The following is a 25,643-nucleotide window of genomic DNA, read 5'->3' on the forward strand; positions in this document are numbered from 1 at the left end:
TTCGGCCGTCTACTTCAGCTGGGAAAGGACCTGCGAGGAGATCAGCTCCAGCTGGTCGAGATCACCGAGGTCGAGAACCTGAAGGTAGATCCGGGATGCCCCGATGGCCCCGTAACGGCCGATCTTGTCGACGACCTCGGCGGGCGAGCCAGCAAGGCCGTTCGCCTTGAGCTCGGCCGGTTCCCGTCCGATGACCGCCGCCCGGCGTGCCACCTCCGCGTCGTCCTTGCCGACACAGACGACCAGGGCGTTGGAGTACACCAGATCGCGTGTCCGGCCGGCTGCCTCGGCCGCCAGCTTCACCCGTCCGAACTGTCGCTCGCTGTCCTCGATGGAGGCGAACGGGATGTTGAACTCATCGGCGTACTGCGCGGCCAGCCGCGGGGTACGGGTCGCGCCGTGTCCGCCGATCAGCACCGGCACCCTGGACTGCGCGGGCTTGGGCAGTGCCGGGGAGTCGGTCAGCTGGTAGTAGGTGCCGTCGTAGCTGAACGTCTCACCGACCTCGGTGCCCCACAGCCCGGTGATGATCGCCAGTTGTTCCTCGAGCCGGCCGAACTTCTCCTTCGGGAAGGGGATTCCGTACGCCCGGTGCTCGTCCTCGAACCAGCCGGCGCCCAGGCCCAGTTCGACCCGGCCACCCGACATCTGGTCCACCTGCGCCACCTGGATGGCCAGGACACCCGGCAGCCGGAAGGTGCCGGCGGTCATCAGGGTGCCGAGCCGGATCCGCTTGGTCTCACGAGCGAGTCCGGCCAGGGTGATCCAGGCATCGGTCGGGCCGGGCAGCCCGTCCCCCGGCCCCATGTGCAGATAGTGGTCGGAGCGGTAGAAGGCATCAAAGCCGAGGTCCTCGGTGGCCTTGGCGACGGTCAGCAGCGTGTCATAGCTCGCCCCTTGCTGGGGCTCGGTGAAGATTCGAAGATCCATGCATCCATCCTGCACCTTCACCTGCGACCCGACGGCCCTCGCATCGCCCGCCGTCCCGGAGCCGCATCAGCCCCGCGACCTCTCCGCGTCCCGCGCCTCCAGTCTGCGCAGCATCCCCCGCACCCGGTCGCCCGACTCGTCAGCTGCGTCCATGGCCTCGATGCACTGCCAGTAGACGCCCTCGTCGTCCGTGCCGCACGCGACGCCGACCAGGGCAATGCTCACTTCTCCCAACAGCACCCCGAGCTCGGTCAACACGGCATGGACGTCGGCGACCTCGGTCAGCTGGGCGGCGCGTATCCGCCCGCCCTGCGGCGTCGGAAGTTCGGACCCCCCGCAGCCCCTGCCACCCGCCTCACCCAGCGCCCGGGCCTCCGCCCGCAGCTCCGGCGGACCCCGCAGCGCCAGATGCCCGCCCAAGGCCTGAGCGAGCGCCTGCGCCTGCCAGGCCTCCACCATGGTGCCCAGCTCCGGCAGACTGCGCGCCAGAGCGTCCCGGCTGATCGCGACGAGCCGCACCCCGTCCATCCCGGCCCCCGTTCATAGGACTTTCCGTCTCTCTTTCCATTACCCAGAGTGAGGTCAGGAAGTCCCAAAAGCCAGGGGAATTCGCAAATCTGTGGACTCGCAGCCGGTTGTTGATAACTCACTCACTCCGGAGAGTGACGATCGTCGGTGTCTTTCGCCGGAAACCTCTTCTCATTACGGTCGATTTTGACAGAAAGTGCCCCAAGTACATCGATCTCCAGCACCTCGCAGAACTGCAGCAGATAGGCCAGCACATCGGCGACCTCGTCCCGCACCCGGTGTGCGGTCCCGGGATCGTCCATCACCCGCGCAGACTGCTCGGGGGTCAGCCACTGAAAGATCTCCAGCAGCTCCGCCGCCTCGACGCTCAGCGCCGCCACCAGATTCTTCGGCGTGTGGTACTGCTCCCAGTCCCGCGCCGCGGCGAACTCGGCCAGTCGACGCTGCAGTCGCGCCACATCCAGTTCCGTCACGCGCTCAGGTCTACCACCGTGGCGCCCGCCACCTCGCGGGCCGACGAGTTGTGCGCCGCCGTCCCCACCACGCGGATATGGCCCTGGCCGCAGATCGCCGCCGCCAGCGCCACCAGCTCCCGCGTCTGCCGCCCGTCCAGCGAGCGGTCGAACCCGTCGGCAAGGACGGTGAGTGACTGCATCGCCGGGGGCACCTCACCGGCCGGGTCCACCGCCAGCACGCCGGGCCCGGTGAGCAGCACCAGTGCGAGTGCCAGATACCGCAGCTCGCCCTCGCCGAGTCGGCCGACCGGGGTCGCCGACCGGTCGCCCCGGCCGAGCACCGCCTGTACGGTCCCGTTCAAGAGTTCCTCGGCCTGCACCGCGTCCACCGGTCCCGAGCATCCCGCCCGGGCCGCGGCGACCAACTGCTTGTGCCGGATCGCGCATTCGGACTGGGTCCGGTAGAGCACCTCGGCGAGGTTGTCACAGCCGCGCCGCAGCCGCCCCTCCCCCACCCTCGCCGGACGGCGCATCCGCTGCGGCTGCGGATCACAGGCGAACACCGACCGCAGCGCGACCACCACCTGCTCGGCCGCGGCCAGCACCTGCCGCTGGCCCTCGGTCCTGCCCGCGACGCGCAGCGGGAGGAGTGCGGTGCCGAGCCGGTCGTCGGGCAGCGGAGCCCGGGTGACCGGGACGTTGCCCGCGGTGTGCCAGGCGGCCTGCACCGTCGAGCGCCCCGGATCACGCAGCGCCGTGGAGAGCAGCAGCTTGCCGCCCGCCGTCAGACGTTCGCCGACGATGCGCAGTCCGGGCTCCGCCTGGACGGCGAGATCGAGTTCCACCGGGCCTGCCGGGCCGTCGACGGTGCAGCCGATCCTGAATCCCCGCCGCCCCTGAGCGTCCGCGTCCGCCTGCTCCGGAATGCAGCCGGCCGGATCGTCGAAGACCTCACCGAGTTCATCCCCGGCGCCGAGCCGCGCCAGTGCCTCGTACACCTCGAGGACACTCGACTTGCCGCTCCCGCTCGCTCCCGCGAAAAGCGTCAGGGGAGCGAGCGGGAAAGCGGCGCGCCGGTGCGACTTGAAGGCGGAGAGCCGCAGTTGGGTGACGGTCGGGCGTGCTGGGGATGCATCCATGCTCCGGACCGTATGCGGGCACCGGAGTGATGAACCGTTCCGCCTTCCGACCTTCCTACGATCGGGGGACGGCCGCCGCCGCGATGCCCTCCACTTCGGTGCCCACCGGAGCCAGCAGGAAGACGTTCTTGTCCACTCGGTGCATCCCGCTGCCGAGACCGAAGACCACGCCGCTGCTGAAGTCCAGGATGCGCTTGGCCACTTCGGTCTCCGCACCCGTCAGGTCGAGCAGCACGGGGACCTGCGCGATGAGGTACTGCGCGACTTCACGGGCGTCCGCGAAGACCTGGACGCGCAGCACGACGAAGCGGCGCTGCTCGCTCTCCGCGTAGTCGTTGGGGATCGTCTCGTGGTCGACTCGCGACGGCCATTCATTACGGCCACGCAACGGAACGACCTGGGCGAGCCCCTCCCACTGTTCGTCGGTGACGTCGTACCTGTCGTACCTGCTCACCGGACCACCTCGGTTGGGCTCTCTATCTGCATCAGCCAATTCTGACGCCACTCACCCGTTCAGCCCAACACCGACACGGTCTATACCTTGATCAGCTCGGTTACCGCGGATTCACCGGGTGCCCACGCGCGCCATCGCCTCCGCGACCGAGGTGATAAACCGGGCATGAGCTCGATCGGTACAGGGTGCTTCCGGGTTCCACGGCACCACTTCCGCACCGCTCTCGATGGACCGCCAGTCCGGATTCGCGCCGAGCTCGGCGAGCGGCGTGGCATTGGACCGGACGTCGACAAGCACGACCTCGGGCCGCAGCGCCGCGGCCCGGCTCCAGCTGACGGTGGCCCAGTTCGCTCCGGCCCCCTCGGGCGGCTGCACCATGTTGACGCCTCGCTCCGTCAGATCGGCCAACTGCGGCCAGCCACCGGGGCGGGCGAGGTGCACCTGGTCAGGCCCGGCGGGCGAAAGGGCCAGAACCGTCGGCCGCGAGGGGCCGGTAGCGCTCAGTTGCCGCTGCGCGCCGGCCAGCAGCCGGCCCGCCTCCGGGTCCTCTCCGGCACCGAGCGAGCGCGCCAGCGCGTCGAACCGTGCGTTGATTCCGCTCATGGTGCGCGACCGGCCGACATCGATGACCACCACGGGGACATGTCCCTCGAGGTGTTTGGCGGTGTCCGGATCCAGCCCGTAGACCTGTCCCCCGCCGTAGCTGACGGCCACCACCAGTTCGGTCCCCCCGCTCAGCAGGGTCTCCAGGCCCAGATCACCGCCGGCCCCCAGATACCCGGTCCGGTCGAACGACAGCGAGCCCGCCTTCGCCGGGTCGGGCAGCGCGCCGTCGTGCAGCGAGCCGAAGACCGCCACCGGCGCCCTGCCGAGCTCCCGGAGCGTCGCCCCGGCCTGTATGTAGGCGACCAGACGGGTGGGCGGCCGGCCCGCCGCCGACAACTGACCGCGGTCGTCGGTGAACTGCCACGCGATCTCCTGCATGACGTGATGCACCCCCTCCAGGTGTGCACCGTCCGTCTGTCCGCACGGTGCACACCGGTACCTGCCCAGCTCCCGACGGGACCATTCGGGCACTGCTGCCGTCCGGCAGGGAACCGTGGGGCCGGATCGCCGCCGGCCTGCTGATCCGGGTAGCGGTGGACACCGCGTTCGTCCCGCATCAGGACGCCTCGTTCGCCGGTGTCGAGCCGATCATGTTTCACCGCACCGACCGGCCTGCTCTTCCTGCTAGGGGATCGAGGGCCCGGGCGTCTTCGAGCTGCTCGCCCGGGCGGCGGTGGTCAACTCAATGGTCATCGGCCTGGTCGTCCGCAAGGCCGGCGGCCACCGGACCGGGCGGTCGGCAGGTCCGGTCCCGGCACGCTGAGAGGATTCAGGCGGTCCTTCCACGTGGTTCAGGGGGGTCGTGGGCGAGACTGGTCTCATGCAACGATTTTCGCTCGATGCCCTGGCCCGCCAGCAGATGGAACTGGCGGCTGCCGCCGGGGGCGGCCACACCGCGGACACCGTCTACGGCGGTCATGAGAAGGTGCTGCGCCAGACGGTGATCGGAATGACCAGAGGTTCCCGGCTCGCCGAGCACGAGAATCCCGGCGAGGCGACCGTGCAGGTCCTGCAGGGACGGGTGCGGCTGACGGCGGGCGAACTGTCGTGGGAGGGCCGGCAGGGAGACCTGATCATCGTGCCCGACAGCCGGCACGGCCTGGAAGCGCTGGAGGATTCCGCGGTACTGCTGACGGTCGCCAAGCTGCTCTGACGCCGATCGGGCCCCCGCCCGCCGGCTCAGACCTTGCGCCAGCGGGCGCTCGCCCAGGAGAACACCCCGAACGCCGCCAGCCCCAGTGCGATCAGCCCCAGCAGCCAGGGGCCGGCCGGTGTTTCGGTGAAGGACCGCAGCGTATCGTCCATGCCCTTGGCCTTGCCCGGCTCACGCTGCACCGCCGCGGCGATGGCGAAGCCCCCTGCGGTGGCGAAGACAATGCCCCGGGCCGTACCCCCGGCGACTCCCAAGCAGTCGACGGCCCGGCGGGTGCGCCGCGACATCTCCGCCATTTTCAGACGCTTGCGATATTTACGCATCAAGGCGCGCGCGGCAATCCACAGCCCGGCACACACCACGGCGACTCCGGCGGCCCCGACGATCCACTGACCGGCCGGCCAGCCCAGCACTTCAGCCGTCACATCATTGGAGCGGTGGTCGCTCGACCCGCTGCCGCTGTTCTTGTCCCCGGCCGCATACGACAGCACGGAGTACGAGACGAAAGCGTAGAAGACAGCGCGCCCCGCGGCCAAGGTCCGCTTACGCGCCTTGCCGCCGTCCTGTCCCGACTGCCCGAAGAACGCCTCGGAGAGCCGCCAGAGCGCCATTCCCGCCAGAGCCGCCCCGAGCAGCCACAACAGGGCGCTTCCGAAGGGCTTGTGAGCGATCTCAGCGATCGCGCCACCGCGGTCAGCCTGTTGTCCTCCGCCGTCGGAGAACGCGATACGCAGGGCCAGCACGCCGACCAGTACGTAGATCAGGCCGCGAGCGACGAAGCCGGCACGCGCCCCCGCTTCCACCACCGGACCGTTGGCGGTGCGTCTGGCCCGGCCCTTACCGCTGAATGCCACTGAACGGGTTGTCATAGCTCTTCGGCTGCCCTGTTCACGGGCAGGAACACGTGGTTCCCCCGCAGGAACACCGGTCGCCCTGCGGTGGTGCCCGGCGCGGGTGCACGCCGGGAACGCGGTCGGCCGGCGGGCGCGGCGCGGCGCGCATGCTGTTCAGCCGGGCCTCCGATCGATCACGACCGGCCGCCAGCTCCGCCCGTCCGGTTTGGCCGCGACGCCACCTGCCGCGTCCGGTTCCTCCTGTCGGCGGCGCCTGCCGCCACGGGCGAAGAAGTCGGCCAGTGGCAGCGTGGCGGCGCCCCGGGTGACCGCGTCGGCGCCGAGCCGGCCCAGCTCGATGGTGACGCGCTCGGCCGGATGACGCATCGCGTACTGCGTCGCATAGCGGCGCACCGCCGGCAACAGCGCGGGCCCCAGCAGCAGCCCGGCCCAGCCACCGATCAGGATGCGTTCGGGGCGGAAGAGATTGACCAGATCGGCGATGCCGGCGCCGAGGTATTCGGCGGTCTCGTCGAGGAGCCGCGCGGCAGCGTCGTCGGTAGGCGGCCCGCCTTCGGCGGGGACCGCGGCGGCCAGCAGGGTGGCCAGCGCCGTCTCCTCGTCGGTCGATGCGGGTGGCCTGCCGGTCTCCAGCCAGCGCTCGCGAATGGCCTCGGCCCCGACGTACGCCTCCAGACAGCCCGGCGATCCGCAGCGGCAGCGGCGTCCGCCCACGCGCACGGTGGTGTGGCCCCACTCGATGGCGCGGCTCTGGGCGCCTCCGTAGAGCGTGCCGTCGACCACCACGCACGCGCTGACACCGGATCCGAACAGCACGACGACGGCATCGCTGACGCCACGTCCGCCGCCGAACCACATCTCGGCCTGGCCCAGTGTCTTGGCGCCGTTGTCGATGAAGAACGGCACGTCGGAAGGGAGTTCGGCGCAGTCGCGCAGCATGGCCTCCAGCGGTACGGCGTCCCAGCCGACCGTCTGGCCGTGCACCACGACACCGTCCGGGTCGCTCCGGTCGACGATCCCCGGCACGCCGACTCCCACGCCCACCAGCCGGTCCGTCTCGATGTCCGCTTCCCGCAGCACATCGGCGACGGCGTCGCGGATGTGGGCGACGACCCAGCCCACGTCGTAACCGTGGTGGATCAACGGCCGGTCGGTACGCGCGAGTTCGGTCAGGGCCAGATCGAAGAGCTCGACTCGGACCCGGGTCTCGCCCACGTCGATGCCGATGAGGTAGCCGCTGCCGGGCGCGACCCGGAGCAGGGTACGCGGGCGGCCGCCCTCCGAATCAACGATTCCGGCTTCCTCGAGGAGGCCCTCGGTGGCGAGCTCCGCAACGACATTGCTGATGGATCCCGAGCTCAGCCCGGTGGTGACACCGAGCTCCTGACGGCTGAGCGGGCCCTCGAAATACAAACGTTGCAGAACTTCGGCGCGGTTGCCCCGCCGCAGGTCACGCACGGTTCGCCTGCTCTGTTCAGCCATGTGACTCCTTCCTCGGTTGCAACATACCCTCGCCGGAGGCCTTGACGCGAACTTCCCTTACTACTTAACTCACGATCTGGATTAAGCCATGAAGGCTGTTCGAACACTGAACGCAGCCCTCCCCGGGAAGGGGCCAACGAACATGCGCAGAATCAGAGCCGCAGCAGCAGTGGTCGTCACTGTCTCCACCCTCGCCGGAGCCACCGCGTGCGGCGGAGGCAGCGAAGCCGGCGGTAGCAACGAGTCCCCCAAGACGCTCACGTACTGGGCATCCAACCAGGGGCCGAACATCCCGGCGGACAAGAAGATCCTCACACCCGAGCTGCAGAAGTTCGAGAAGCAGACCGGTATCAAGGTCAAGCTCGAGGTGGTGCCGTGGGCCGACCTGCTCAAGCGCATCCTGGCGGCCACGACCTCCGGCCAGGGACCGGATGTGCTCAACATCGGCAACACCTGGTCGGCCTCCTTGCAGGCCACCGGCGCACTGCTGCCCTGGGACAAGAAGAACTTCGACGCGATCGGCGGCCGCGACAGGTTCGTCGACGCCGCCGTGGCGTCCGCGGGCGCCGAAGACAAGGACCCGTCCGCCGTCCCGCTGTACTCGCTGTCCTACGCGCTCTACTACAACAAGAAGATGTTCGCCGACGCGGGCATATCGAAGCCCCCCGCCACCTGGGACGAGTTGGTCGCCGACGGCCGGAAGATCTCCAAGAACGGCACCAGCGGCAAGTGGGGTCTGGGCGCCGAGGGCGGCAACCTGTCCAACAACATCCACCAGGCCTTCGTGCTCGCCAAACAGCACGGTGCCGACTTCTTCGACGCCTCCGGCAAGCCGACCTTCACCTCTCCGGGGGCCGTCGCCGCGGTGAAGCAGTACGTCGACTTCATGGGCAAGGACAAGATCATCGCGCCCGGCAACGCCGAGTACGCCCAGAACCAGTCGCTCAGCGACTTCTCCAAGGGCAAGACCGCGATGGTGCTGTGGCAGGCCGCGGCATCCACCTTCGCCTCGCAGGGCATGAAACCCGAGGACTGGGGGGCTGCGCCCGTCCCGGTCCAGTCCGGCACCCCCGGCCAGGGCAAGCAGGTCGACTCGATGGTGGCCGGCATCAACATGGCCGTCTTCAAGAACACCAAGAACACCAAGGGTGCGCTGCAGTTCGTCAAGTTCATGACCAGCACCGACGAGCAGCAGATCCTCAACAAAGCGTACGGATCGGTCCCGCCGGTCACCGCCGCGCAGTCGGACCCGGCCTTCAACTCCCCCGGTGTGAAGGTCCTCAAGGACACCCTCACGAACAGCGCGGCGCCGCTGCCACAGGTGGCATCGGAGTCGCAGTTCGAGACGACCGTCGGCACCGCCATCAAGGGCCTGTGGGCGGACGCCGCAGCCGGTAAGGCCATCACGACCGAGTCCGTCAAGGCCGCGCTCACCAAGGCCCAGCAGCAGATGACGCAGTGAGGGACTGAACCATGACGGCCACCGATACCACCTCACAGGTACCGCCCCCGGCCGGCGACGACGTTCTGAGGTCCGGGGTCGCGCGGAGACTCCCGCGCATCCCGGACCGGATCCGCCGGGGCGGCCTGCCCTATCTGCTGCTGCTTCCCGCCCTCGTGCTGGAACTCCTCATCCACATCCTGCCGATGGCCATCGGCATCGTGATGAGCTTCCGCGGACTCACCCAGTTCTTCATCCGCAACTGGAGCGATGCTCCGTGGACCGGGCTGCACAACTTCAAGGTCGCCGTCGATTTCAACGCCCCCATCGGCAAGGCCCTGCTGCACTCCTTCTACGTCACGGTGGGGTTCACCCTGCTCTCCGTCGGCCTCTCCTGGCTGATCGGCACGGGAACGGCGATCCTCATGCAGGAGGACTTCCGCGGCCGGGGCTTCCTGCGGACGGTCTTCCTCGTCCCGTACGCCCTGCCGGCCTATGCCGCCATCATCACCTGGGCCTTCATGTTCCAGCACGACAACGGCCTGGTGAACCATGTCCTGCACGACCAGCTGGGCATCACCGACAAACCGTCGTTCTGGCTGATCGGCGACAACAGCTTCTACGCACTGGTCATCGTCGCCATCTGGAAGTCCTGGCCGTTCGCCTTCCTGATGGTGATGGCCGCCCTGCAGAACATCCCCCGTGAGCTGTACGAGGCAGCGTCGATCGACGGCGCCGGACTGTGGCAGCAGATGCGCAGGATCACCATGCCGTCGCTGCGCGCGGTCAATCAGGTCCTGGTCCTGGTCCTCTTCCTCTGGACCTTCAACGACTTCAACACGCCGTACGTGCTGTTCGGCAGGTCGGCGCCGGAGGCCGCGGACCTGATCTCCATCCACATCTACCAGTCCTCGTTCGACACGTGGAACTTCGGTAGCGGCTCCGCCATGTCCGTGCTCCTGCTGTTGTTCCTGCTCGTCGTGACGGCCGCTTATCTGATCTTCACCTCACGCGGAAGGAAACCTTCCGATGTCTAGCCCCGCCCACGTCCGCCGGTCGCCCACCGCACCGCCGCCGTCCTTCATCTGGACCCGGCGCATCGTGCTCACACTGATCACGCTCTTCACACTCATTCCGGTCTACGTGATGCTCAGCAGCTCGCTGAAGCCGCTCTCCGACGTCTCGGGCAAGTTCAGCTGGCTCCCGCACGGGTTCTCCATCCGCCCGTACATCGACATCTGGAGCACCATCCCGCTCGCCCGGTACTTCCTCAACTCGCTGATCGTGGCGGGCGCGGCGAGCATCTGCTCGGTAGTGGTGGCGATCTTCGCGGCGTACGCGGTGAGCCGCTACCGCTTCCGCGGCAAGCGGGTCTTCACGGTCACCGTGCTCTCCACCCAGATGTTCCCCGGCATCCTCTTCCTGCTCCCGCTGTTCCTGATCTTCGTCAACATCGGGAAGTCGACGGGCATCGACCTCTACGGCTCACGCGGTGGCCTGATCCTCACCTATCTGACCTTCTCGCTGCCGTTCTCGATCTGGATGCTGATCGGGTACTTCGACTCGATCCCCAAGGATCTGGACGAGGCGGCCATGGTGGACGGCTGCGGACCGATCGGAGCGCTCTTCAGAGTCGTCGTTCCGGCGGCGACCCCCGGCATCATCGCCGTCACTCTCTACGCGTTCATGACGGCGTGGGGCGAAGTCCTCTTCGCCTCGGTCATGACGAACGACAACACCAGGACGCTCGCCGTGGGACTGCAGGGCTACTCGACGCTGAACGACGTGTACTGGAACCAGATCATGGCCGCCTCCCTCGTCGTCAGCGTGCCGGTGGTCGTCGGCTTCCTGCTCCTCCAGCGATACCTCGTCGCCGGGCTCACCGCCGGCGCCGTCAAGTGACCGTGGCTTCGCCGGTACCACACAGGGCACCGCACCGAACAGCGCATCAGAAAGGCAGTCCGTCCGTGAACGACTTCCACTCCCTTCCCGCCGACTTCACCTGGGGCGTAGCCACTGCCGCTTACCAGATCGAGGGAGCCGTGGCCGAGGACGGCCGGTCGCCCTCCATCTGGGACACCTTCTCGCACACCCCCGGCAGGATCGACAACAACGACAACGGTGATGTGGCCTGCGACCACTACCACCGCCGGAGCGAGGACATCGAGCTGATGAAGCAGCTCGGGGTCGACGCCTACCGGTTCTCCGTCGCCTGGCCGCGGGTGGTGCCCGGCGGCGACGGACCGGTCAACGACAAGGGCCTCGCCTTCTACGACGAGTTGGTCGACGACCTGCTCGAAGCGGGCATCACGCCCTTCCCGACCCTTTATCACTGGGACCTGCCCCAGGTCCTGCAGGACCGTGGCGGCTGGCCGGCCCGCGAGACCGCCGAGCACTTCGCCGCGTACGCGGCCGTGGTCGCCGAGCGGCTCGGTGACCGGGTGAAGGACTGGACGACGCTCAACGAGCCACTCTGCTCGTCGTGGATCGGCCACCTCGAAGGCCGGATGGCGCCCGGCCTCACCGACATCACGGCGGCCGTCCGCACCTCGTACCACCTGCATCTGGGCCACGGTCTGGCCACTCAGGCGATACGCGCGGCGGTGCCCGGGGCCCGGGTCGGTATCGTCAACAACATCACCACCTGCGAGCCGGCCACCGAACGCGCGGAGGACGTGGCCGCAGCCGTCCGCGCCGACGGGCACACCAACCGCTGGTGGCTCGACCCGATCCACGGCCGCGGCTATCCGCAGGACATGGTCGACCTCTACGGCGTCGACCTGCCGACCCGGTCCGGAGACCTGGACACCATCGCCGCTCCGCTCGACTGGCTCGGCGTGAACTACTACTTCCGCAATGTCGTCACGGACGACCCGACGGGTCCGCTGCCGCAGGCCAAGCAGGTCTATCTGCCGGGTGCGCGGCACACGGCGATGGACTGGGAGGTCAACGCAGACGGCCTGGAGAACATCCTGCTGCGGCTCACCGAGGACTACGGCCCGGAAATGATCTACGTCACGGAGAACGGCTCCGCCTACCCCGACGTGGTCCGCGCCGACCACTCGGTCGACGACCCGGAGCGCTCCCAGTACCTCGATGAGCACCTGGCCGCCTGCGTCCGCGCCACCCGCCGTGGTGTGCCGCTCGCCGGGTACTTCGCCTGGTCACTGCTCGACAATTTCGAGTGGGCGTACGGCTACGAGAAGCGCTTCGGTCTGGTGCACGTCGATTATCCGACCCAGCGCCGCACCATCAAGACGAGCGGTCACCACTACGCGGACATCGTCCGCTCCGCACGCCGGCGCGGCCGCCGGGCGGCCTGAACCCGCCCGGATCGCCGCGCCGGGAGCCCCGGGCAGACGCCTGACCGGTTTGCCCGGGGTTCCCTCGCGACCGCGCCCACCCCTTCGGGGGCTCGGCGTTCCACGTCCGCAGGGGGCCGCTGACCGCGAGCCGCGCCACCTCGTCGAGGACGGCGGCGTTGCGAGCACGTTCGACGGCTGAGCTCCCTCACTCCGATCGGTGCGGTGACTGCCGGTTTTCGCGCATGCCGAGGTTCGCGCAGCCGCGGCTCAAGTCGAACACCGGGGCTCGGGACGGGCATTCCCCCGTGCGTTGTCCGGTCCGACGGGTCAATCTGGAGGTATGTCCCCTCCCGCGCTGATCACCGTCGGTCATGGCACCGCGGACCGCGAACAGCTGGCCGGTCTGCTGCGCGGCGCGCAGGTCGCCGCGGTGGTCGATGTGCGCACCGCACCGGGCAGCCGGCACAACCCCGACGTGGGCCGGGAGCGGCTCCGGGCCTGGCTGCCCGAGTACGGGATCGACTACCGGAGGGAGAAGGACCTGGGCGGCTTCCGTAGGACCGCGCCCGACTCCCCCGACGTCGTATGGCGCAACGATTCCTTCCGGGGGTATGCCGGCTACACCCGTGACCCGCACTTCCTCGCCGCGATGGACCGGCTGCTGGCGGAGGCAGCCGGTACGAGGACCGCGGTGATGTGCGGGGAGAGCGTCTGGTGGCGCTGCCACCGGCGGATCATTGCCGACTTCGCGGTCCTGGCCCGCGGCGTGCCGGCCCTGCACCTGATGCACGACGGCAGGCTCACCCCGCACCGGCCGACGCCCGGCGCACGGCTGCGCGACGACGGCCTGCTCGTCTACGACGACGAAGCGGCCGCTGCGTCCGGCACCTAGGCCGACCGGCCGCGCGGCACCTCACACATAGTCCTTACCGGTCTTCTTCCCTTCCTCTTCGACCTCATCGGGCAGGTCTTCCTCGGCCTGCTCCCGTAGCGCGGTACCGCTCGGCGACTCCGCCTCGATGAGCCGCCAGTGCGCCCGCCGCCGCTCGGCCTCCAGCTCCTCCGCAGCCTTCGCGGGTGCTTCGGAACCGGTCGGGCGCGGGTCTTGGGCCTTGTCGTTCATGGCTACCTCCTTCGTCATGCCAGTGGCGCGGGTTTCCCGCTCGCCGACGCTTACACATGCGGTACCGGAAGGCATGCCGTCCCGTCCCGGTGCCACCGTCCGAAGGGCTGCACCTGCCCACCTAACCGCCCGTCGACCGCCCCCGGAACTCGGCGGAGCCGCGCACGATGAAACGGGTCAGCAGCACCACCGAGCGGGGCGCGGAGCGGTCTCCCGCTATGCGGGCGAACAGCAGGTTGGCGGCGGTACCGCCGAGAGCGACCGGGTCCTGGCTGACCACGGTGAGCGGAGGGCTGAGCCGTTCGGCGAGCGGCAGGTCGTCGAAGCCGACGATGGCCGGCGGGGTGGGATCGTCAAGACCGTCGAGCACCCCCATGGTGATGATGTCGTTGCTGGTGAACAGGGCGGTCGGCGGGTCGGCCAGGGCGCGCAGCCCGGCCAGGGCGGCCCGCGCGCGGTGCGGCGAGCGCAGTTCGTGGCGGACCAGCGAGAGGTCCTGCGGGATCTCGTGGGCGGCGAGTGCGTCGAGGTAGCCGGCGTACCGCTCGGTCTGGGTCCAGATGTCGAAGCGGTCACCGAGGTAGGCGATGCGCCTGTGCCCGTGACCGATCAGATGGGTGACGGCGCGCTCGGCCCCTGCCCGGTTGTCGACGGTGACGGTGTCGACGGCGAGTCCCTTGGCAGGGCGGTCGACGCAGACTACGTGTGTGCCGCCCGCCATGGGCTGCTTGAGGAAGCCGTGTCCACCGATGGTGGGAACTATGATCATCCCGTCCACCTGACGGGCCGTGAAGGCAGCGATGATGTCGCGCTCGCGCGCCGGCTCGTCGTTCGTACTGCCGACGAGGACGACATATCCCCGGCGGTGCGCCTCGTCCTCGACGGAGCGGGCCATGAGGGCATAGAAGGGGTTGGCGAGATCATCGACGACGAGCGCGATCGTGGAGGTGCCGAGGTTCTTCTGGCGCAGGTGACGCGCGGTGTCATTGCGCTGATAGCCCAGCTTGCGCACCGCCTGCCCCACCTTGGCCGCGGTGCCCGGCGAGACCCCCGGCTCGCCCGAAACGACACGCGAGACCGTCATCGGACTGACCCCCGCCGCGCGGGCCACGTCCTTCATCGTCGGGCGCTTCACGGACATCACCGTCAACATCCTCCCGGCAGCTGCCTCGGCCGATGCGTCTCCCGGGCGATCTCACCGGCCCAGCACACCGCCCGATAGGAGTATTCACCACCGGCCGGAATGGTCATGCGTCGCCGTACGTCCACCGGGAGTTTCTTCCGTTTCTTGGTAACGATCCCATCTGCTGTCGACTGCCCCGTGAGTCTGGCGGACCTTCTTCCGCCGCCATCGAACCAACTCGTGCCGCTGGTAGATACCTTGACAAGCAGTCAGGTACGCGTCAACACTTTCCTCGAGTTGGTAACGTTCACACGCGCTCAGAGCAGCCCCCCACCCCAGGCCGCGCGTACGACATCCACCACGGGCGGCCACCGCGAGAAGGTGTGGTCCTCCGTGCTCCCTCCTGTGCTCAGATCCCGAACCGCCGGCGCGGTCAGCTCCCTCCTGCTGGCCACCCTGGGCATCGGCGGTCTCGCCGCGGCCCCGGCTCATGCGGCGACGCTGCCCCTGACCCAGTACGCCGATCCCTTCGTCGGCACCGACGACAGCAACGCGCCCAACCCGGTGGGCGGCGGCGCGGGCGGCAGCACCTATCCGGGGGCGGTAGTGCCCTTCGGCGGGGTGCAGTTCAGTCCCGACACACCGACGGCCTCCCCCTCCGGCTACCGGTACTCCGACAAGACCATCGAGGACTTCAGCCTCACCCACTTCGACGGCGCCGGCTGCCCGAACAACGAGGATCTGCCGCTGCTACCGGTCACCGGTGCGCTGAGCTCGTCCCCCGGCAGCAACTGGACGAGCTACGCGTCGGGTTACACCAAGTCCAACGAGACGGCGTCCCCCGGCTACTACAAGAACCGCCTCGACAAGTACTCCACCGACGTCGAGCTGACCGCCACCACCCGCACCGGTATGGGACGGCTGGTGTATCCCTCGTCCACCTCGTCCCGGCTGCTCATCAACACCGGCCGCAGCGCGACCGGCAACCGCTCGGGCTCGGTGGACGTCAACGGCTCCGAGATCACCGGAAGCGTCACCGCGGGCGGCTTCTGCGGCTCGTCGAAGACCTACCAGATCTACTTCGACCTGCGCTTCGACCGCACACCGACCGGCCACGGCACGTGGTCCGGCGCCACCATCGACTCGGGCTCGTCGAGCGCGAACGGCACCAACACGGGTGCTTACGTCACCTTCGACACCAGCAGTTCCGCGACCGTCCAATTCAAGATCGGCCTCAGCTATGTGAGCGTGGACGGCGCGAAGGCGAACCTCACGGCGGAGAACAGCGGCTGGGACTTCGGCGTGGTGCGCACCGCGGCCGACGCCTCCTGGAACAGCGTCCTCAACCGGGCGCAGGTGACCGGGGGCGCGGCCGCCGACCTGCGGAAGTTCTACACCTCGCTCTACCACGTCTTCCAGAGCCCGAACGTCTCCAGCGACGTCAACGGCGACTACCGGGGCTTCGACGGCGCGGTCCACAACTCCTCGCACCCCGTCTACCAGAACTACTCCGGCTGGGACATCTACCGCTCCTGGGCGGCGCTGATCGCCCTGATCGCGCCGACCGAGGCCGCCGACATCGCCAAATCCATGGTTCTCGACGGGCAGCAGGGCGGTCTGCTGCCCAAGTGGTCACAGCAGACCAGCGAGGACTTCGTGATGACCGGCGATCCGGGACCGATCATCATCAGCAGCATGTACGCCTTCGGGGTGCGGGACTTCGACACCTCGTCGGCGCTGTCACTGATGGAGAAGGCGTCCAACGGCGGTACCGCGCAGGGATCTCCTATCCGCGGCAACCAGTCGACGTACACCAGCCACCACTACATCCCCGGGTCCCCTTCGGACTCGCTGGAGTACTCCGCGTCCGACTTCGCCGTGGCCCGGTTCGCCAAGGCGCTCGGTGACACCGGCAGTTACACGACCCACATGGCCCGGGCCCAGTGGTGGCGCAGCACCTACGGCGCCGATTCCGGCTATGTGCAGCCACGGAACTCCGACGGCAGCTGGAGCTGGCCGCTCGACCCGGCGAGCCAGAGCAACTTCACCGAGGGCAACGCGGCGCAGTACACCTGGATGGTGCCGTACGACTTCACCGACCTGATCAACTCGATGGGCGGCAGCCAGACCGCGGTGCAGCGGCTCGACCACCACTTCACCCAGGTCAACGCCGGACAGAGCCTGCCGTACTACTACATCGGCAACGAGCCGGAGCACGGCGTGCCCTGGGCGTACGACTTCGCCCGCGACCCGGCGGGCGCCTCGGACGCCGTACGCAAGGTGATGACCGAGTCGTACACCACCGGCGCGGGCGGTCTGCCGGGCAATGACGACCTCGGTGCCACATCGGCCTGGTACGTGTGGGCGGCGCTCGGGATGTATCCGGCGACGCCGGGCGCGGACACCCTCGCGGTCAACGGACCTCAGTTCCCCTCGGTACTGCTGCAGCGGCCCGGTGGGAACATCACCATCAACTCCTCGGGCAGCGGCGGCTACGTACAGGCCCTGAAGCTGGACGGAACTTCCACCAGTCACACCTATCTGCGGTACCCGGACGTGGCCGGTGGCGCCACCATCGACTACACCATGGGTGCCACGCCGAGCGCGACCTGGGGCACCGGCGCGTCCGATGTGCCGCCCTCGTTCCAGGACGGCGCCACCCCGGTCCCGGCCGCCCCCGAACTGGGCACCGACCTCGCCCGGGGCAAACCGGTGACGAGCTCCACACCCTGCGCGGCTTCGGAATCCGGTGACAAGGCCGTGGACGGCACCCTGAAGAACAACAGCAAGTGGTGCTCCAAGGACGCGAATCCGTCACTGCAGGTCGACCTGGGATCGACTCGGACCGTCTCCTCGTTCGTGGTCGAGCACGCCGGCCTCGGGGGTGAGAACACCGCCTGGAACACCGCCGCGTTCCAGATCCGGACCAGCACCGACGGCAGCAACTGGTCGACCGCCGTCACGGTCTCCGGATCGCGCGCCAGCCGCACCTTCCACGCGGTCGCGCCACGCCAGGCGCGCTATGTGCGGCTGGACATTTCGTCCCCCACGAACACGGGGGGTGATGGCGCTGCCCGGATCTATGAGTTCCAGGTGTACGGCGGCGCGGACGACCTGGCGGTGGGCCACCCCGCCACGGGATCCGCCTCCTGCAACACCGCGGAGACCGCCGACAAGGCGGTCAACGGCAGCTACACGGGCGGCAATTCCGACAAGTGGTGCTCGACGGCCTCGGGTACGAAGACACTTCAGGTGGACCTCGGCGCAGCCCACGCACTGTCCTCGGTCACCGTCCGGCACGCGGGCGCGGGTGGTGAGAACGCGTCCTGGGACACCAAGGACTTCGACATCAGCACCTCGACCGACGGCAGCAACTGGACCACGGCGGCGCAGATCCGCGGCAACTCCGCCGAGACCACAACCAACACCGTGACCACTGCGGCGCGTTACGTCCGGCTGAGTGTGATCACGCCGGCCCAGAACACCGATCCCGCGGCGCGGATCTACGAACTGGAGGTCTACGGCAGCTGACCGCACTCCGACAAGTCAGGCGGCCGCCGAGCCCGACGGCGGCCGCTCACCGGCGATCGGCCTGGATCGCCTGTACCGGGAGGACCGAGGGCGCGACGTCCGGACGGTCCGCTCCGCGGCCGTTCACCCCGTGAAACGGTTCCGCAGCGGTTCCCCGGCCGCGAACCGCCGTACCTGGTCGGCCACCAACCGCTCCGCACGCGGCCGGAAAGACGCCGAGCCCCCTGCCACGTGCGGAGTGATCAGTACGCCGGGTGCGGTGCGCAACGGGTGGTCGGCCGGCAGCGGCTCGGGGTCCGTGACGTCGAGTGCGGCGCGCAGGCGGCCGGAGGCGACCTCCGGGAGCAGGGCATCGGTGTCGAGTGTCCGGCCGCGGCCGACGTTGACCACGAGCGCGTCGTTCGGCAGCGCCGCGAGTTCGGCGGCGCCGAACATCCCCACCGTGGAGGCGTTTTCCGGCAGCGTCAGGACGACGATGTCCACGTCGGTCAGCAGCTCCGTCAGCTCGCTCACCCCCCGCACGTGCTCCGCCGGGCGAGCTCGCCGGGCGACGCGGATCACCTCGGTCTCGCAGGCCAGCAGCCGGCGCTCCACCGCCCGGCCGATCGAGCCGTGGCCGACGACGGCGACGCGGCAGTCCGCGAGTGAACGCGTGAAATGCGGGTCCCATCGCCCGGCAGCCTGGTCGGCGAGCCAGCGTGGCAGCTCGCGCTGGGCGGCGAGGATCAGGCCGAGGGCGTGTTCGGCCGTACTGGCGTCGTGCAGGGAACGGCCATTGTGCACGGAGACACCCTCGGGCACCCGCGGCACGAGCTTCTCGACGCCCGCGCTCAGCGACTGCACAGCGCGGAGTGCGGGCAGCCGCGGAAGCAGTACCTCGCAGCCGGGCACCGCGTACGGCATCACCCACAGGCCGACCCGGCGCAGGGCCTCGTCCGGCAGGTCGTCCGGTGGAGTCAGCCCGTCCCAGACGTGCACGCGGACGCCGGCGGGCCAGGCACCGTGCCGGTGGTCCAAATCCGGCCACGGCAGCAGGACGTCAACGGCGGGGTCTGCGGCAGTGCTGGGCGCGGCGTCGGTCATGGCTGCTCACCTTCGTGCGGGGACTGCGGGGGTGCTGGGCGGCGGTTCGCCGCCCCCTGGCCTAGGACATTCGTGAGCGGCGCCTCGTCCCAAACCATTGACCGGGTCCGGCCCGCCTCGTAACGTCCTTCCCGCCAAGTGAAACACTTTCCATCACACGGAAAAGAGAGGGTGTGGCGATGACGACGATGTCAGCCACCCGGTCCGGGAGCGGCTTCTGGTCCTCGTCCCGGGCCCGCCATCTGATGCCGGTCGCGTTCGTGACGTACTCGCTGGCTTACCTGGACAAATCGAACTACTCGATCGCCTCCGCCGGTGGCATGGCCGACACCTTGCACCTGTCGGCCGGGCTCGACTCGCTCATCGCCGCGTCGTTCTTCCTCGGCTACTTCCTTTTCCAGATCCCCGGCACGATCTACGCCGAGCAGCGCAGCGCCCGGCGCCTGGTCGCCTCCTGCACCGTGGTGTGGGGCATGCTCGCCGTCCTGCAGGGCGTGCTGAGCAGCCCCGGCCAGCTGATCGCGGTGCGCTTCGCCCTCGGCATGGTGGAGGGAGCGGTACTGCCGTCGATGGTGATGCTGCTCGGCCGCTGGTTCAGCAAGCGTGAGCGCGGCCGGGCGAACACCCTGCTCATCCTCGGCAACCCGATCACCGTCATGTGGCTGTCGGCCTTTTCCGGCTGGCTGATCTCGGTGTCCGACTGGCGGCTGATGTTCATCCTGGAAGGCGTGCCCTCCGTCATCTGGGGGCTGCTCTGTCTGCGGCTGATCAAGGACCGCCCTGCGGACGCCCGGTGGCTGGCCCCGGAAGAGCGCGCCACGCTGGAGACTTCGCTCGCGGCCGAGCAGCGCACGTCCGACCAGCGCACGTCCGGCGGGGCCCCGCGAACGGGCGCGACCACCGCTGACGAGTACCGCAAGGTGCTGCGCGCACGTCCGGTACTGGTGCTGGCCGCGCAGTACTTCTTCTGGTCCTTCGGCATGTACGGCTTCATCTTCTGGCTGCCGGCCATCGTCAAGGACGGCTCCGGTGCGGGCATCGGCGCCACCGGCCTGCTGACCGCCGTGCCCTACGCGTTCGCCGCCGTGGCCATGCTGCTCAACTCCCGCTTCTCCGACCGCAGCGGCCGCCGCCGCATCGCCGTCTGGCCGTGGCTCGCCGCGGGCGCGGTGGCGCTGGGGTGCAGTTACGCGGCGGGCTCGGACTTCCCGCTCGCTTTCACCCTCCTGATCGTCGCCGGGCTCTGCATGTACGCGCCGTACGGTCCGTATTTCGCCCTGGTCTCGGAGCTGGCTCCGGCCGGGGTTTCCGGTGCGGCGGTCGCCCTGGTCAACTCGCTCGGTGCGCTCGGGTCGTTCGCCGGTACCTACCTGGTGGGCTGGGTCCGCGGCACCTCACTCGGCGATGCGGGGGCGTTCGCCTTCATGGCCGTGTGCACCCTGATCTCCGCCGCGCTCATGCTCACCGTCCGCGAACCGCGCCTGCCGGATGCCGACGGCCTCGCTGCCGCTAAGGTGGGGCGATTCACGCCGAATCGGGCCCCGGCCGACGGCGCCCATGGCTGACCGCGCCCCGCGGCGCGAGGGAATGGACCGCGACATGGCGGATCGGGAGCACGAGAGAGAAGGCGGCGCGCGGTGAGCACCCCACCCGGTGACGACATGCTCGGCCGAGGACTGCGGCTGCTGACGGTGCTGGCCGATCTGCCGGCCGGTGCGGGTGTCAGCGCGATCGCCCGCCAGGCGCAGCTCCCGGTCAGCAGCGCGCACCGACTGCTGGGCCGACTGACCGCAGAGGGGTTCGTGGCGTACGACGAGGACGCCCGGCGGTACGCCCTCGGCGTGCGGGTCCTCGAACTGGCCCGGGGCTTCCAACGCACCGAGGCGGGCTGGGCCGGCGCGTCGGCCCCCCTGCGCCGGCTTGCCTCGCGTACCGGGCTGCCCGCGATCGCCGGCGTGCTGGACGGCGACGAGGTACTGCTCGTCCTCACCGCCGAGGGAACCCAGCACCTCCAGCTGCGCAGCGCCGAGGGGACCCGCAACCTCTGGCACGCCACCTCGCTCGGCAAGGCCCTCGCCGCCGCGCTCCCCGACGAGGAGCGCGAGAAGCTGCTCGCCGAGGGGCTGTCCGCCGTCACCCCCCGGACCTGCGTCGATGCCGCGGACTTGCGCGAACAGCTGGTACAGGTACGGGCGCGCGGCTGGGCTGAGGTGGACGAGGAGAACGAGATAGGAGTCCGCTCGGTCGCCGTGACCGTCCCGGACATGGGCCGGGGTGGCCGCCCCCGGCTGGCGGTCTCGCTGGGCGCCGCCGTCGCGCTCACCTCACAGCAGGAGCTCCGGGCGCATGTGCCCGCCCTGCACGCCTGCGCTTCGGACATCGCCGCTCGGCTGGGGTGAAGCCGCTTCAGCTGCCAGGTGTGACGAACTCCGGCTGGTCCAGCAACCGCAGCCACGTGCCGTCCGGCTGCCTGCGTACCACCTGCGCCCGGGCACCCACACGGTCCTTCGGGGGCGTCGAGGTGAGCGCGATGTCCCCGCTGATCAGCGTCGGCAGCGGGGGTTCCGGCTCGAAGCGCACTGCCTGCCCGGACAGTGCCTCCGCCCAGAACGCCCGAATCGCCTCCCGGCCCACCGTCTGAGTGCCGGGCGGGTACGCCATGACGGAGTTCTCCTCGTACAGCGCGGCGATGCCGTCCGCGTCGCCCGCGTTGGCGCGTTCGACGAACAGCCGGGTGAGGTCTTCCGGTTTCCGGGCCTTCTCGGTCTGCGACACGATGTGTTCCTCCGGTTCCGATGGCGGACGGGAGGAACACGCTAAGCCATCAGGTCCTTCGGGTCGCGGCCGCGACACAGGCCATGAGCTCGGCGTCCAGCACGGAGGGGTCGCCGAGCCGGGTCGGGGCGGCGTAGGAGTTGAACACCGCTTTAGTGACGCGCAGGGCGGCCTCCGGGCGGCGGACGATCGGTCTGGTCCAGGCGGCGACCGCCTCGTCGAGGCCGTCCCGGGACACGACACGTTGCAGGACCGACAGCTCGTGGGCCTCGGTGGCGTCGAAGGCCCGGCCGGTCAGGATGAGTTCGCGTGCGCGGGCCGCGCCGACCTCGTGGATCAGGCGCGGGAGGACACCGCCCCAGGCGGTGGGCAGTCCGAGCGCCAGCTCCGGCAGCCGGAAGACGGCGGTGTCGGCGCCGACCCGCAGGTCACAGGCGAGAGCCAGGGCCAGACCCGCGCCGATGGCTCTGCCGTGTACGGCGGCGATGGTCACGGCATGGTTGCCGGAGATGGCCTCGCACACCCGGCGGGCCTTGTCGACCGAAATGCGGATACCGCGCCCGGTGGGGTCCTCGTCGAGCCAGTCGGTGAACTCGGTCCGGTCGCCCCCCAGGCAGAAGTCGTCTCCGGCACCGCTCAGTACCAGTACCCGGACCTCGGGGTCCGGTACCGCCAAGATCTCCAGCAGGCCGTTCAGCATGGCGTCGGTGACCGCGTTGCCGTTCGCCGGGTCGTTCAGTTCCACACGCAGGACAGCGCCCTCCCGCGTGGAGCGCACCGTGCCGGCCCGTCGGCCCTGCGGGTGCAGGTAACCGGGGAGCGAGACCTTCATATCGTCACCCGCAGCGAGGTGACCCGTCTGAAAACCATGCGAGCGGCGTGTTCAGGGGGCGAAAGGGCACGCAAGGTGGGGAAGCGGCGCAGGAGTTGGGTGAGCATGGTGCGGGTCTCCAGACGGGCGAGGGCTGCGCCCAGGCAGTAGTGCGCGCCACCTCCGAAGGTGAGGTGGTTTCCGGCGCGGAGAATGTCGAAGCTGTGCGGGTCCGCGTTACGCCGTGGATCGTGGTTCGCCGCCCCGTACATGACATGGACCATGGTGTCCTTGGCGATCGGGACGCCCGCCAGTTCGGTGTCGGTGGCCGCGACCCGGGTGTTGATGTGTATCGGCGGATCATACCGAAGGGCCTCCTCGATGGCGGCTTCGATGTGCTCGGGCCGCTCCCGCAGCCAGCTCCACCGGCCGGGCTCCCTCAGTAACTGCCAGACCACCGCCGACAGCAGGGTCGCGGTGGTCTCCAGTGAGGCGATGGTGACGAACATCGTGAGCCGGTACAGGGTTTCGTCCGCCGCTTCGCGGTCCGGCTCGAGCGAGTCCCAGGTACGTATCCATCCGCTCAGCACGTCGTTCCCCGGCGCGGCCCGGCGTTGCCGGATCAGGTCGGTGAAATACGTCCGCAGCAGGACGGTCGCGTCGGCGGATACGCCGAGTTGGCTCTTGGTGGGCAGCAACTCCTGGGCGTACACCTGGTTGTGGGTGATCTCCAGGATGCCGGGATAGTCCTCGGGCGGAATTCCGAGCCACGATCCGACGGTGCTGATGGGGAGCTGTTCACTGACGATTTCGGCGAAATCGGCGCTTCCGCCGCGCAGTTCGCCGGCCAGCTCGGCGAGGAGCCGGCTGACGTCCCGCTCGACGTGCGGGGTCAGCCGCTGGATGGTCGAGCGGTCGAAGAGGTTACCCAGGCTGCGGCGTTGGCAGGTGTGCTCCGGAGCGTTGAGACGGGAGAGGGTTTTGGTCATCTCCCGGGTGGCCGGCGCTTCCCAGCGTTCCGTATGCGCCTGACGCTCCTGCCAGGCGAAGTCCGGAGCCAGCCAGTCCCGGCCGCGGAGAACCTGGCTGCAGGCATCGAAGCCGGTGACGAAGTACGCGCCCCAGGGAGCCGGGACGACGTCGCCCATGGCCCTCAGCTCGGCGAAAAGCGGGTACGGATCGGCCTGCCCTGCCGGTGAGTTCAGACGCCGGAGCAGGGAGACGAGGGCGCGGCGGTCGACGGGCGGCCGGTCTAGATCACACAGAGTGCTCACGCAGAGTTCCTTGCCCTGGGCTCCTGGTTATCGCCCAGAACCTACCCCTCCGCATATCTGGGGCATGCGTCGAACTTTGTTGCCCATGTCACAGAAGAGATGCTCGATACAGGGGTTGCGGATGGTGTTGGTGGTACGGACGTTGCCACCGCGGCCGTACCGCGGTGGCCGCCCCGTCACGCGCGGAACACGTCCAGGAAGGAACTCCACCAGCCCTTGGTCTTCTTCTGCGGCTCCACCGGAGCGGCGTGCGCTGCGGAAGACGCACCGGGGGCGGCGGCCGGCAGCGATGAAGGAGTCTGCGGAGTTGCCGCGGAGCGCCGCGCGGCGCTCGGGGTGAAGCGGACCGGCAGGGAGACCAGCGCCCGGTGGAAGGGGCCGCGCCGCCACTCCGCTTCCGCGGCGGGCCGGGCGAGGGTGACGTCCGGCAGTACGTTCAGAATCTTCTCGATCGCGGTGAGGGCGATGAGCTGGGCGGGTGACTTCGCCGGGCAGACATGGGGGCCCGCCCCCCAGGCGAGGTGGGCACCCTTGCTCAGGGTCCGGCGTGCGTCGGTGAGAGCGGGATCGCTGTTCGCGGCCGCGAAACTGATGAGTACGGGGCTGCCCGCCCGGAGCACCATGCCGCCCAACTCGACGTCCTGGACCGGGTAGTGCGTCGCGTAGTTGGCGATGGGCGCGTTGTCCCACAGCACTTCGTTGAGGGCGTCTTCGACCAGCATCCCCGGGCCGCCCCGGGGTGATTCCGGCTCGTCGCCGGCCAGCATGAGGAGCAGCGCGTTGGCGATGAGATTGCGCTCCGGCTCGACGCCCGCGCCCATCAGCATGACCAGCTGATCCTTGAGTTCCTCGTCCCGCAGGCCCGCCGGGTGCTGAATGAGCCAGGAGGTGATGTCTTCCCCGGGCTGCCGCCGCTTCAGCGCGACGAGCTCCATCAGGCAGGCCGTGAGCTCGGCGTTGGCCCGCAGCACGTCCTCGCCGTCGAAGATCGCGGACATGTGGCGGGTCAGCCGGTCACCGATATCGCTGGGGCAGCCGAAGAGCTGGTTGAAGAGCAGCAGCGGCAGGAGCTTCGCGTAGTCGTTGAGCAGGTCGGCGCTGCCGCGTTCGATGAACTGGTCGATCAGGTAGTCGCCGATGCGCTCGACGTCCCGGCTCAGCCGGCTGGAGTTGAGCCGGGCGAGGCTTTCGGTGACGGCCTTGCGCAGGCGCAGATGCTCGGTGCCGTCGGTGAACAGGCAGTTGGGACGGTAGGCCATCATCGGCAGCACCGGGCTGTCGAGCGGCACCTGTCCCTCCTGCAGCGCGTTCCACCGCCGGGAGTCCCGAGCGAAGAGAGCCGGATTCTGCAGCACGCGCAGCGCGGCTTCGTGCTGGACCACCAGCGTGGCGGACACCCCCGGCGCCAGTTCGATCGGCGCGGCGGGACCGTGCGCCCTGAACTCGTCGTAGATGCGCTGCGGATCGGACGCGAACTCCGCCCCGTAGAGCGAGGTCTGCTGCCGCTCCTGGTGCATCGGACACCCAGTGGGGGCGTTGTATGGAGTGGCTCTCGACTGAGAGTCCATGTGTGCTT

Annotated in this window: 24 protein-coding genes; 9 read left to right on the forward strand and 15 right to left on the reverse strand. The window is 69.3% G+C overall.

The window, feature by feature from the left end:
• Positions 1–9 precede the first annotated feature (9 nt).
• From AB0M87_RS09220 to AB0M87_RS09245, 6 genes are all read right to left on the reverse strand, one after another.
• Entirely contained in the window at positions 10–930 is a 921-nt protein-coding gene (locus AB0M87_RS09220; RefSeq protein WP_365851277.1) for an LLM class F420-dependent oxidoreductase, read from the reverse strand.
• Positions 931–996: 66 nt separating this feature from the next.
• A complete protein-coding gene (locus AB0M87_RS09225) occupies positions 997–1,458 on the reverse strand; it encodes a DUF6099 family protein (protein WP_365851278.1) in 462 nt (153 codons plus the stop codon).
• Between the two features lie 122 nt (positions 1,459–1,580).
• Complete coding sequence (locus tag AB0M87_RS09230; RefSeq protein WP_365851279.1) at positions 1,581–1,931, reverse strand: nucleotide pyrophosphohydrolase; 351 nt, start codon at positions 1,929–1,931, stop codon at positions 1,581–1,583.
• Positions 1,928–3,052, reverse strand: coding sequence for an ATP-binding protein (locus AB0M87_RS09235; RefSeq protein ID WP_365851280.1), 1,125 nt, complete (start codon positions 3,050–3,052; stop codon positions 1,928–1,930). The genes AB0M87_RS09230 and AB0M87_RS09235 overlap by 4 nt, the downstream gene beginning before the upstream one ends.
• A 55-nt stretch (positions 3,053–3,107) precedes the next feature.
• Positions 3,108–3,506 carry a cell division protein SepF gene (locus AB0M87_RS09240; protein ID WP_365851281.1) on the reverse strand — a complete coding sequence of 133 codons (399 nt, stop codon included), beginning with the start codon at positions 3,504–3,506 and terminating at the stop codon, positions 3,108–3,110.
• 111 nt (positions 3,507–3,617) lie between these two features.
• Positions 3,618–4,490 carry an ABC transporter substrate-binding protein gene (locus AB0M87_RS09245; protein ID WP_365851282.1) on the reverse strand — a complete coding sequence of 291 codons (873 nt, stop codon included), beginning with the start codon at positions 4,488–4,490 and terminating at the stop codon, positions 3,618–3,620.
• Between the two features lie 442 nt (positions 4,491–4,932).
• Here AB0M87_RS09245 and AB0M87_RS09250 point away from each other — a divergent pair, with 442 nt between their 5' ends.
• On the forward strand, positions 4,933–5,265 hold the full coding sequence (locus AB0M87_RS09250) for a cupin domain-containing protein (RefSeq protein WP_365851283.1): 333 nt from the start codon (positions 4,933–4,935) through the stop codon (positions 5,263–5,265).
• Positions 5,266–5,291: 26 nt separating this feature from the next.
• On the opposite strand, the gene AB0M87_RS09255 is transcribed toward AB0M87_RS09250, so the two are convergent.
• Together AB0M87_RS09255 and AB0M87_RS09260 are read right to left on the reverse strand one after the other, a co-directional pair.
• The gene (locus AB0M87_RS09255; protein WP_365851284.1) at positions 5,292–6,134 is read right to left on the reverse strand and encodes a DUF1206 domain-containing protein; all 843 of its coding nucleotides are present in this window, start codon (positions 6,132–6,134) and stop codon (positions 5,292–5,294) included.
• Positions 6,135–6,272: 138 nt separating this feature from the next.
• The gene (locus tag AB0M87_RS09260) at positions 6,273–7,601 is read right to left on the reverse strand and encodes an ROK family transcriptional regulator (protein WP_365851285.1); all 1,329 of its coding nucleotides are present in this window, start codon (positions 7,599–7,601) and stop codon (positions 6,273–6,275) included.
• 142 nt (positions 7,602–7,743) lie between these two features.
• On the opposite strand from AB0M87_RS09260, the gene AB0M87_RS09265 reads away from it, so the two are divergent.
• The 5 genes from AB0M87_RS09265 to AB0M87_RS09285 all read left to right on the forward strand — a co-directional run bounded on the left by AB0M87_RS09265 (position 7,744) and on the right by AB0M87_RS09285 (position 13,239).
• Positions 7,744–9,063, forward strand: coding sequence for an extracellular solute-binding protein (locus AB0M87_RS09265; protein WP_365851287.1), 1,320 nt, complete (start codon positions 7,744–7,746; stop codon positions 9,061–9,063).
• A gap of 11 nt (positions 9,064–9,074) precedes the next feature.
• Entirely contained in the window at positions 9,075–10,079 is a 1,005-nt protein-coding gene (locus AB0M87_RS09270) for a sugar ABC transporter permease (RefSeq protein ID WP_365851288.1), read from the forward strand.
• Positions 10,072–10,944 carry a carbohydrate ABC transporter permease gene (locus tag AB0M87_RS09275; protein WP_365851289.1) on the forward strand — a complete coding sequence of 291 codons (873 nt, stop codon included), beginning with the start codon at positions 10,072–10,074 and terminating at the stop codon, positions 10,942–10,944. The genes AB0M87_RS09270 and AB0M87_RS09275 overlap by 8 nt, the downstream gene beginning before the upstream one ends.
• Before the next feature lie 65 nt (positions 10,945–11,009).
• Entirely contained in the window at positions 11,010–12,365 is a 1,356-nt protein-coding gene (locus AB0M87_RS09280) for a GH1 family beta-glucosidase (RefSeq protein ID WP_365851290.1), read from the forward strand.
• Between the two features lie 322 nt (positions 12,366–12,687).
• Positions 12,688–13,239 carry a DUF488 domain-containing protein gene (locus AB0M87_RS09285; RefSeq protein ID WP_365851291.1) on the forward strand — a complete coding sequence of 184 codons (552 nt, stop codon included), beginning with the start codon at positions 12,688–12,690 and terminating at the stop codon, positions 13,237–13,239.
• A 21-nt stretch (positions 13,240–13,260) separates the two neighbouring features.
• On the opposite strand, the gene AB0M87_RS09290 is transcribed toward AB0M87_RS09285, so the two are convergent.
• Positions 13,261–13,470: a hypothetical protein gene (locus AB0M87_RS09290; protein WP_365851292.1), complete on the reverse strand. Its 210-nt coding sequence runs from the start codon at positions 13,468–13,470 to the stop codon at positions 13,261–13,263.
• 121 nt (positions 13,471–13,591) lie between these two features.
• On the reverse strand, positions 13,592–14,611 hold the full coding sequence (locus AB0M87_RS09295; protein WP_365851293.1) for a LacI family DNA-binding transcriptional regulator: 1,020 nt from the start codon (positions 14,609–14,611) through the stop codon (positions 13,592–13,594).
• Between the two features lie 375 nt (positions 14,612–14,986).
• On the opposite strand from AB0M87_RS09295, the gene AB0M87_RS09300 reads away from it, so the two are divergent.
• The gene (locus tag AB0M87_RS09300) at positions 14,987–18,124 is read left to right on the forward strand and encodes a GH92 family glycosyl hydrolase (RefSeq protein ID WP_365851294.1); all 3,138 of its coding nucleotides are present in this window, start codon (positions 14,987–14,989) and stop codon (positions 18,122–18,124) included.
• Positions 18,125–18,247: 123 nt separating this feature from the next.
• On the opposite strand, the gene AB0M87_RS09305 is transcribed toward AB0M87_RS09300, so the two are convergent.
• Positions 18,248–19,207 (reverse strand): 2-hydroxyacid dehydrogenase, encoded by a 960-nt coding sequence (locus tag AB0M87_RS09305; protein WP_365851295.1) that lies wholly within the window; start codon positions 19,205–19,207, stop codon positions 18,248–18,250.
• A 179-nt stretch (positions 19,208–19,386) separates the two neighbouring features.
• On the opposite strand from AB0M87_RS09305, the gene AB0M87_RS09310 reads away from it, so the two are divergent.
• Both AB0M87_RS09310 and AB0M87_RS09315 read left to right on the forward strand, forming a co-directional pair.
• Positions 19,387–20,772 carry an MFS transporter gene (locus AB0M87_RS09310; RefSeq protein ID WP_365851296.1) on the forward strand — a complete coding sequence of 462 codons (1,386 nt, stop codon included), beginning with the start codon at positions 19,387–19,389 and terminating at the stop codon, positions 20,770–20,772.
• A gap of 72 nt (positions 20,773–20,844) precedes the next feature.
• Positions 20,845–21,606 (forward strand): IclR family transcriptional regulator, encoded by a 762-nt coding sequence (locus tag AB0M87_RS09315; protein ID WP_365851297.1) that lies wholly within the window; start codon positions 20,845–20,847, stop codon positions 21,604–21,606.
• A 7-nt stretch (positions 21,607–21,613) separates the two neighbouring features.
• On the opposite strand, the gene AB0M87_RS09320 is transcribed toward AB0M87_RS09315, so the two are convergent.
• The 4 genes from AB0M87_RS09320 to AB0M87_RS09335 all read right to left on the reverse strand — a co-directional run bounded on the left by AB0M87_RS09320 (position 21,614) and on the right by AB0M87_RS09335 (position 25,635).
• Entirely contained in the window at positions 21,614–21,982 is a 369-nt protein-coding gene (locus tag AB0M87_RS09320; RefSeq protein ID WP_365851298.1) for a nuclear transport factor 2 family protein, read from the reverse strand.
• Between the two features lie 49 nt (positions 21,983–22,031).
• Positions 22,032–22,814: an enoyl-CoA hydratase/isomerase family protein gene (locus AB0M87_RS09325; protein ID WP_365851299.1), complete on the reverse strand. Its 783-nt coding sequence runs from the start codon at positions 22,812–22,814 to the stop codon at positions 22,032–22,034.
• Entirely contained in the window at positions 22,811–23,941 is a 1,131-nt protein-coding gene (locus tag AB0M87_RS09330; protein ID WP_365851477.1) for a cytochrome P450, read from the reverse strand. The genes AB0M87_RS09325 and AB0M87_RS09330 overlap by 4 nt, the downstream gene beginning before the upstream one ends.
• A gap of 302 nt (positions 23,942–24,243) precedes the next feature.
• Positions 24,244–25,635 (reverse strand): cytochrome P450, encoded by a 1,392-nt coding sequence (locus AB0M87_RS09335; RefSeq protein ID WP_365851300.1) that lies wholly within the window; start codon positions 25,633–25,635, stop codon positions 24,244–24,246.
• Between the last annotated feature and the right edge of the window lie 8 nt (positions 25,636–25,643).

It is taken from the genome of Streptomyces sp. NPDC051320, from assembly GCF_040682175.1.
Classification (GTDB): domain Bacteria; phylum Actinomycetota; class Actinomycetes; order Streptomycetales; family Streptomycetaceae; genus Streptomyces.

Excerpts from the sequence above, each read along its gene's own strand:
- AB0M87_RS09220 (WP_365851277.1), bottom strand. The coding sequence starts at position 930 with ATGGATCTTCGAATCTTCACCGAGCCCCAGCAAGGGGCGAGCTATGAC.
- AB0M87_RS09225 (WP_365851278.1), bottom strand. The coding sequence starts at position 1,458 with ATGGACGGGGTGCGGCTCGTCGCGATCAGCCGGGACGCTCTGGCGCGC.
- AB0M87_RS09235 (WP_365851280.1), bottom strand. The coding sequence starts at position 3,052 with ATGGATGCATCCCCAGCACGCCCGACCGTCACCCAACTGCGGCTCTCC.
- AB0M87_RS09245 (WP_365851282.1), bottom strand. The coding sequence starts at position 4,490 with ATGCAGGAGATCGCGTGGCAGTTCACCGACGACCGCGGTCAGTTGTCG.
- AB0M87_RS09250 (WP_365851283.1), top strand. The coding sequence starts at position 4,933 with ATGCAACGATTTTCGCTCGATGCCCTGGCCCGCCAGCAGATGGAACTG.
- AB0M87_RS09255 (WP_365851284.1), bottom strand. The coding sequence starts at position 6,134 with ATGACAACCCGTTCAGTGGCATTCAGCGGTAAGGGCCGGGCCAGACGC.
- AB0M87_RS09260 (WP_365851285.1), bottom strand. The coding sequence starts at position 7,601 with ATGGCTGAACAGAGCAGGCGAACCGTGCGTGACCTGCGGCGGGGCAAC.
- AB0M87_RS09265 (WP_365851287.1), top strand. The coding sequence starts at position 7,744 with ATGCGCAGAATCAGAGCCGCAGCAGCAGTGGTCGTCACTGTCTCCACC.
- AB0M87_RS09270 (WP_365851288.1), top strand. The coding sequence starts at position 9,075 with ATGACGGCCACCGATACCACCTCACAGGTACCGCCCCCGGCCGGCGAC.
- AB0M87_RS09275 (WP_365851289.1), top strand. The coding sequence starts at position 10,072 with ATGTCTAGCCCCGCCCACGTCCGCCGGTCGCCCACCGCACCGCCGCCG.
- AB0M87_RS09285 (WP_365851291.1), top strand. The coding sequence starts at position 12,688 with ATGTCCCCTCCCGCGCTGATCACCGTCGGTCATGGCACCGCGGACCGC.
- AB0M87_RS09290 (WP_365851292.1), bottom strand. The coding sequence starts at position 13,470 with ATGAACGACAAGGCCCAAGACCCGCGCCCGACCGGTTCCGAAGCACCC.
- AB0M87_RS09295 (WP_365851293.1), bottom strand. The coding sequence starts at position 14,611 with ATGTCCGTGAAGCGCCCGACGATGAAGGACGTGGCCCGCGCGGCGGGG.
- AB0M87_RS09305 (WP_365851295.1), bottom strand. The coding sequence starts at position 19,207 with ATGACCGACGCCGCGCCCAGCACTGCCGCAGACCCCGCCGTTGACGTC.
- AB0M87_RS09310 (WP_365851296.1), top strand. The coding sequence starts at position 19,387 with ATGACGACGATGTCAGCCACCCGGTCCGGGAGCGGCTTCTGGTCCTCG.
- AB0M87_RS09325 (WP_365851299.1), bottom strand. The coding sequence starts at position 22,814 with ATGAAGGTCTCGCTCCCCGGTTACCTGCACCCGCAGGGCCGACGGGCC.
- AB0M87_RS09330 (WP_365851477.1), bottom strand. The coding sequence starts at position 23,941 with ATGGGCGACGTCGTCCCGGCTCCCTGGGGCGCGTACTTCGTCACCGGC.
- AB0M87_RS09335 (WP_365851300.1), bottom strand. The coding sequence starts at position 25,635 with ATGGACTCTCAGTCGAGAGCCACTCCATACAACGCCCCCACTGGGTGT.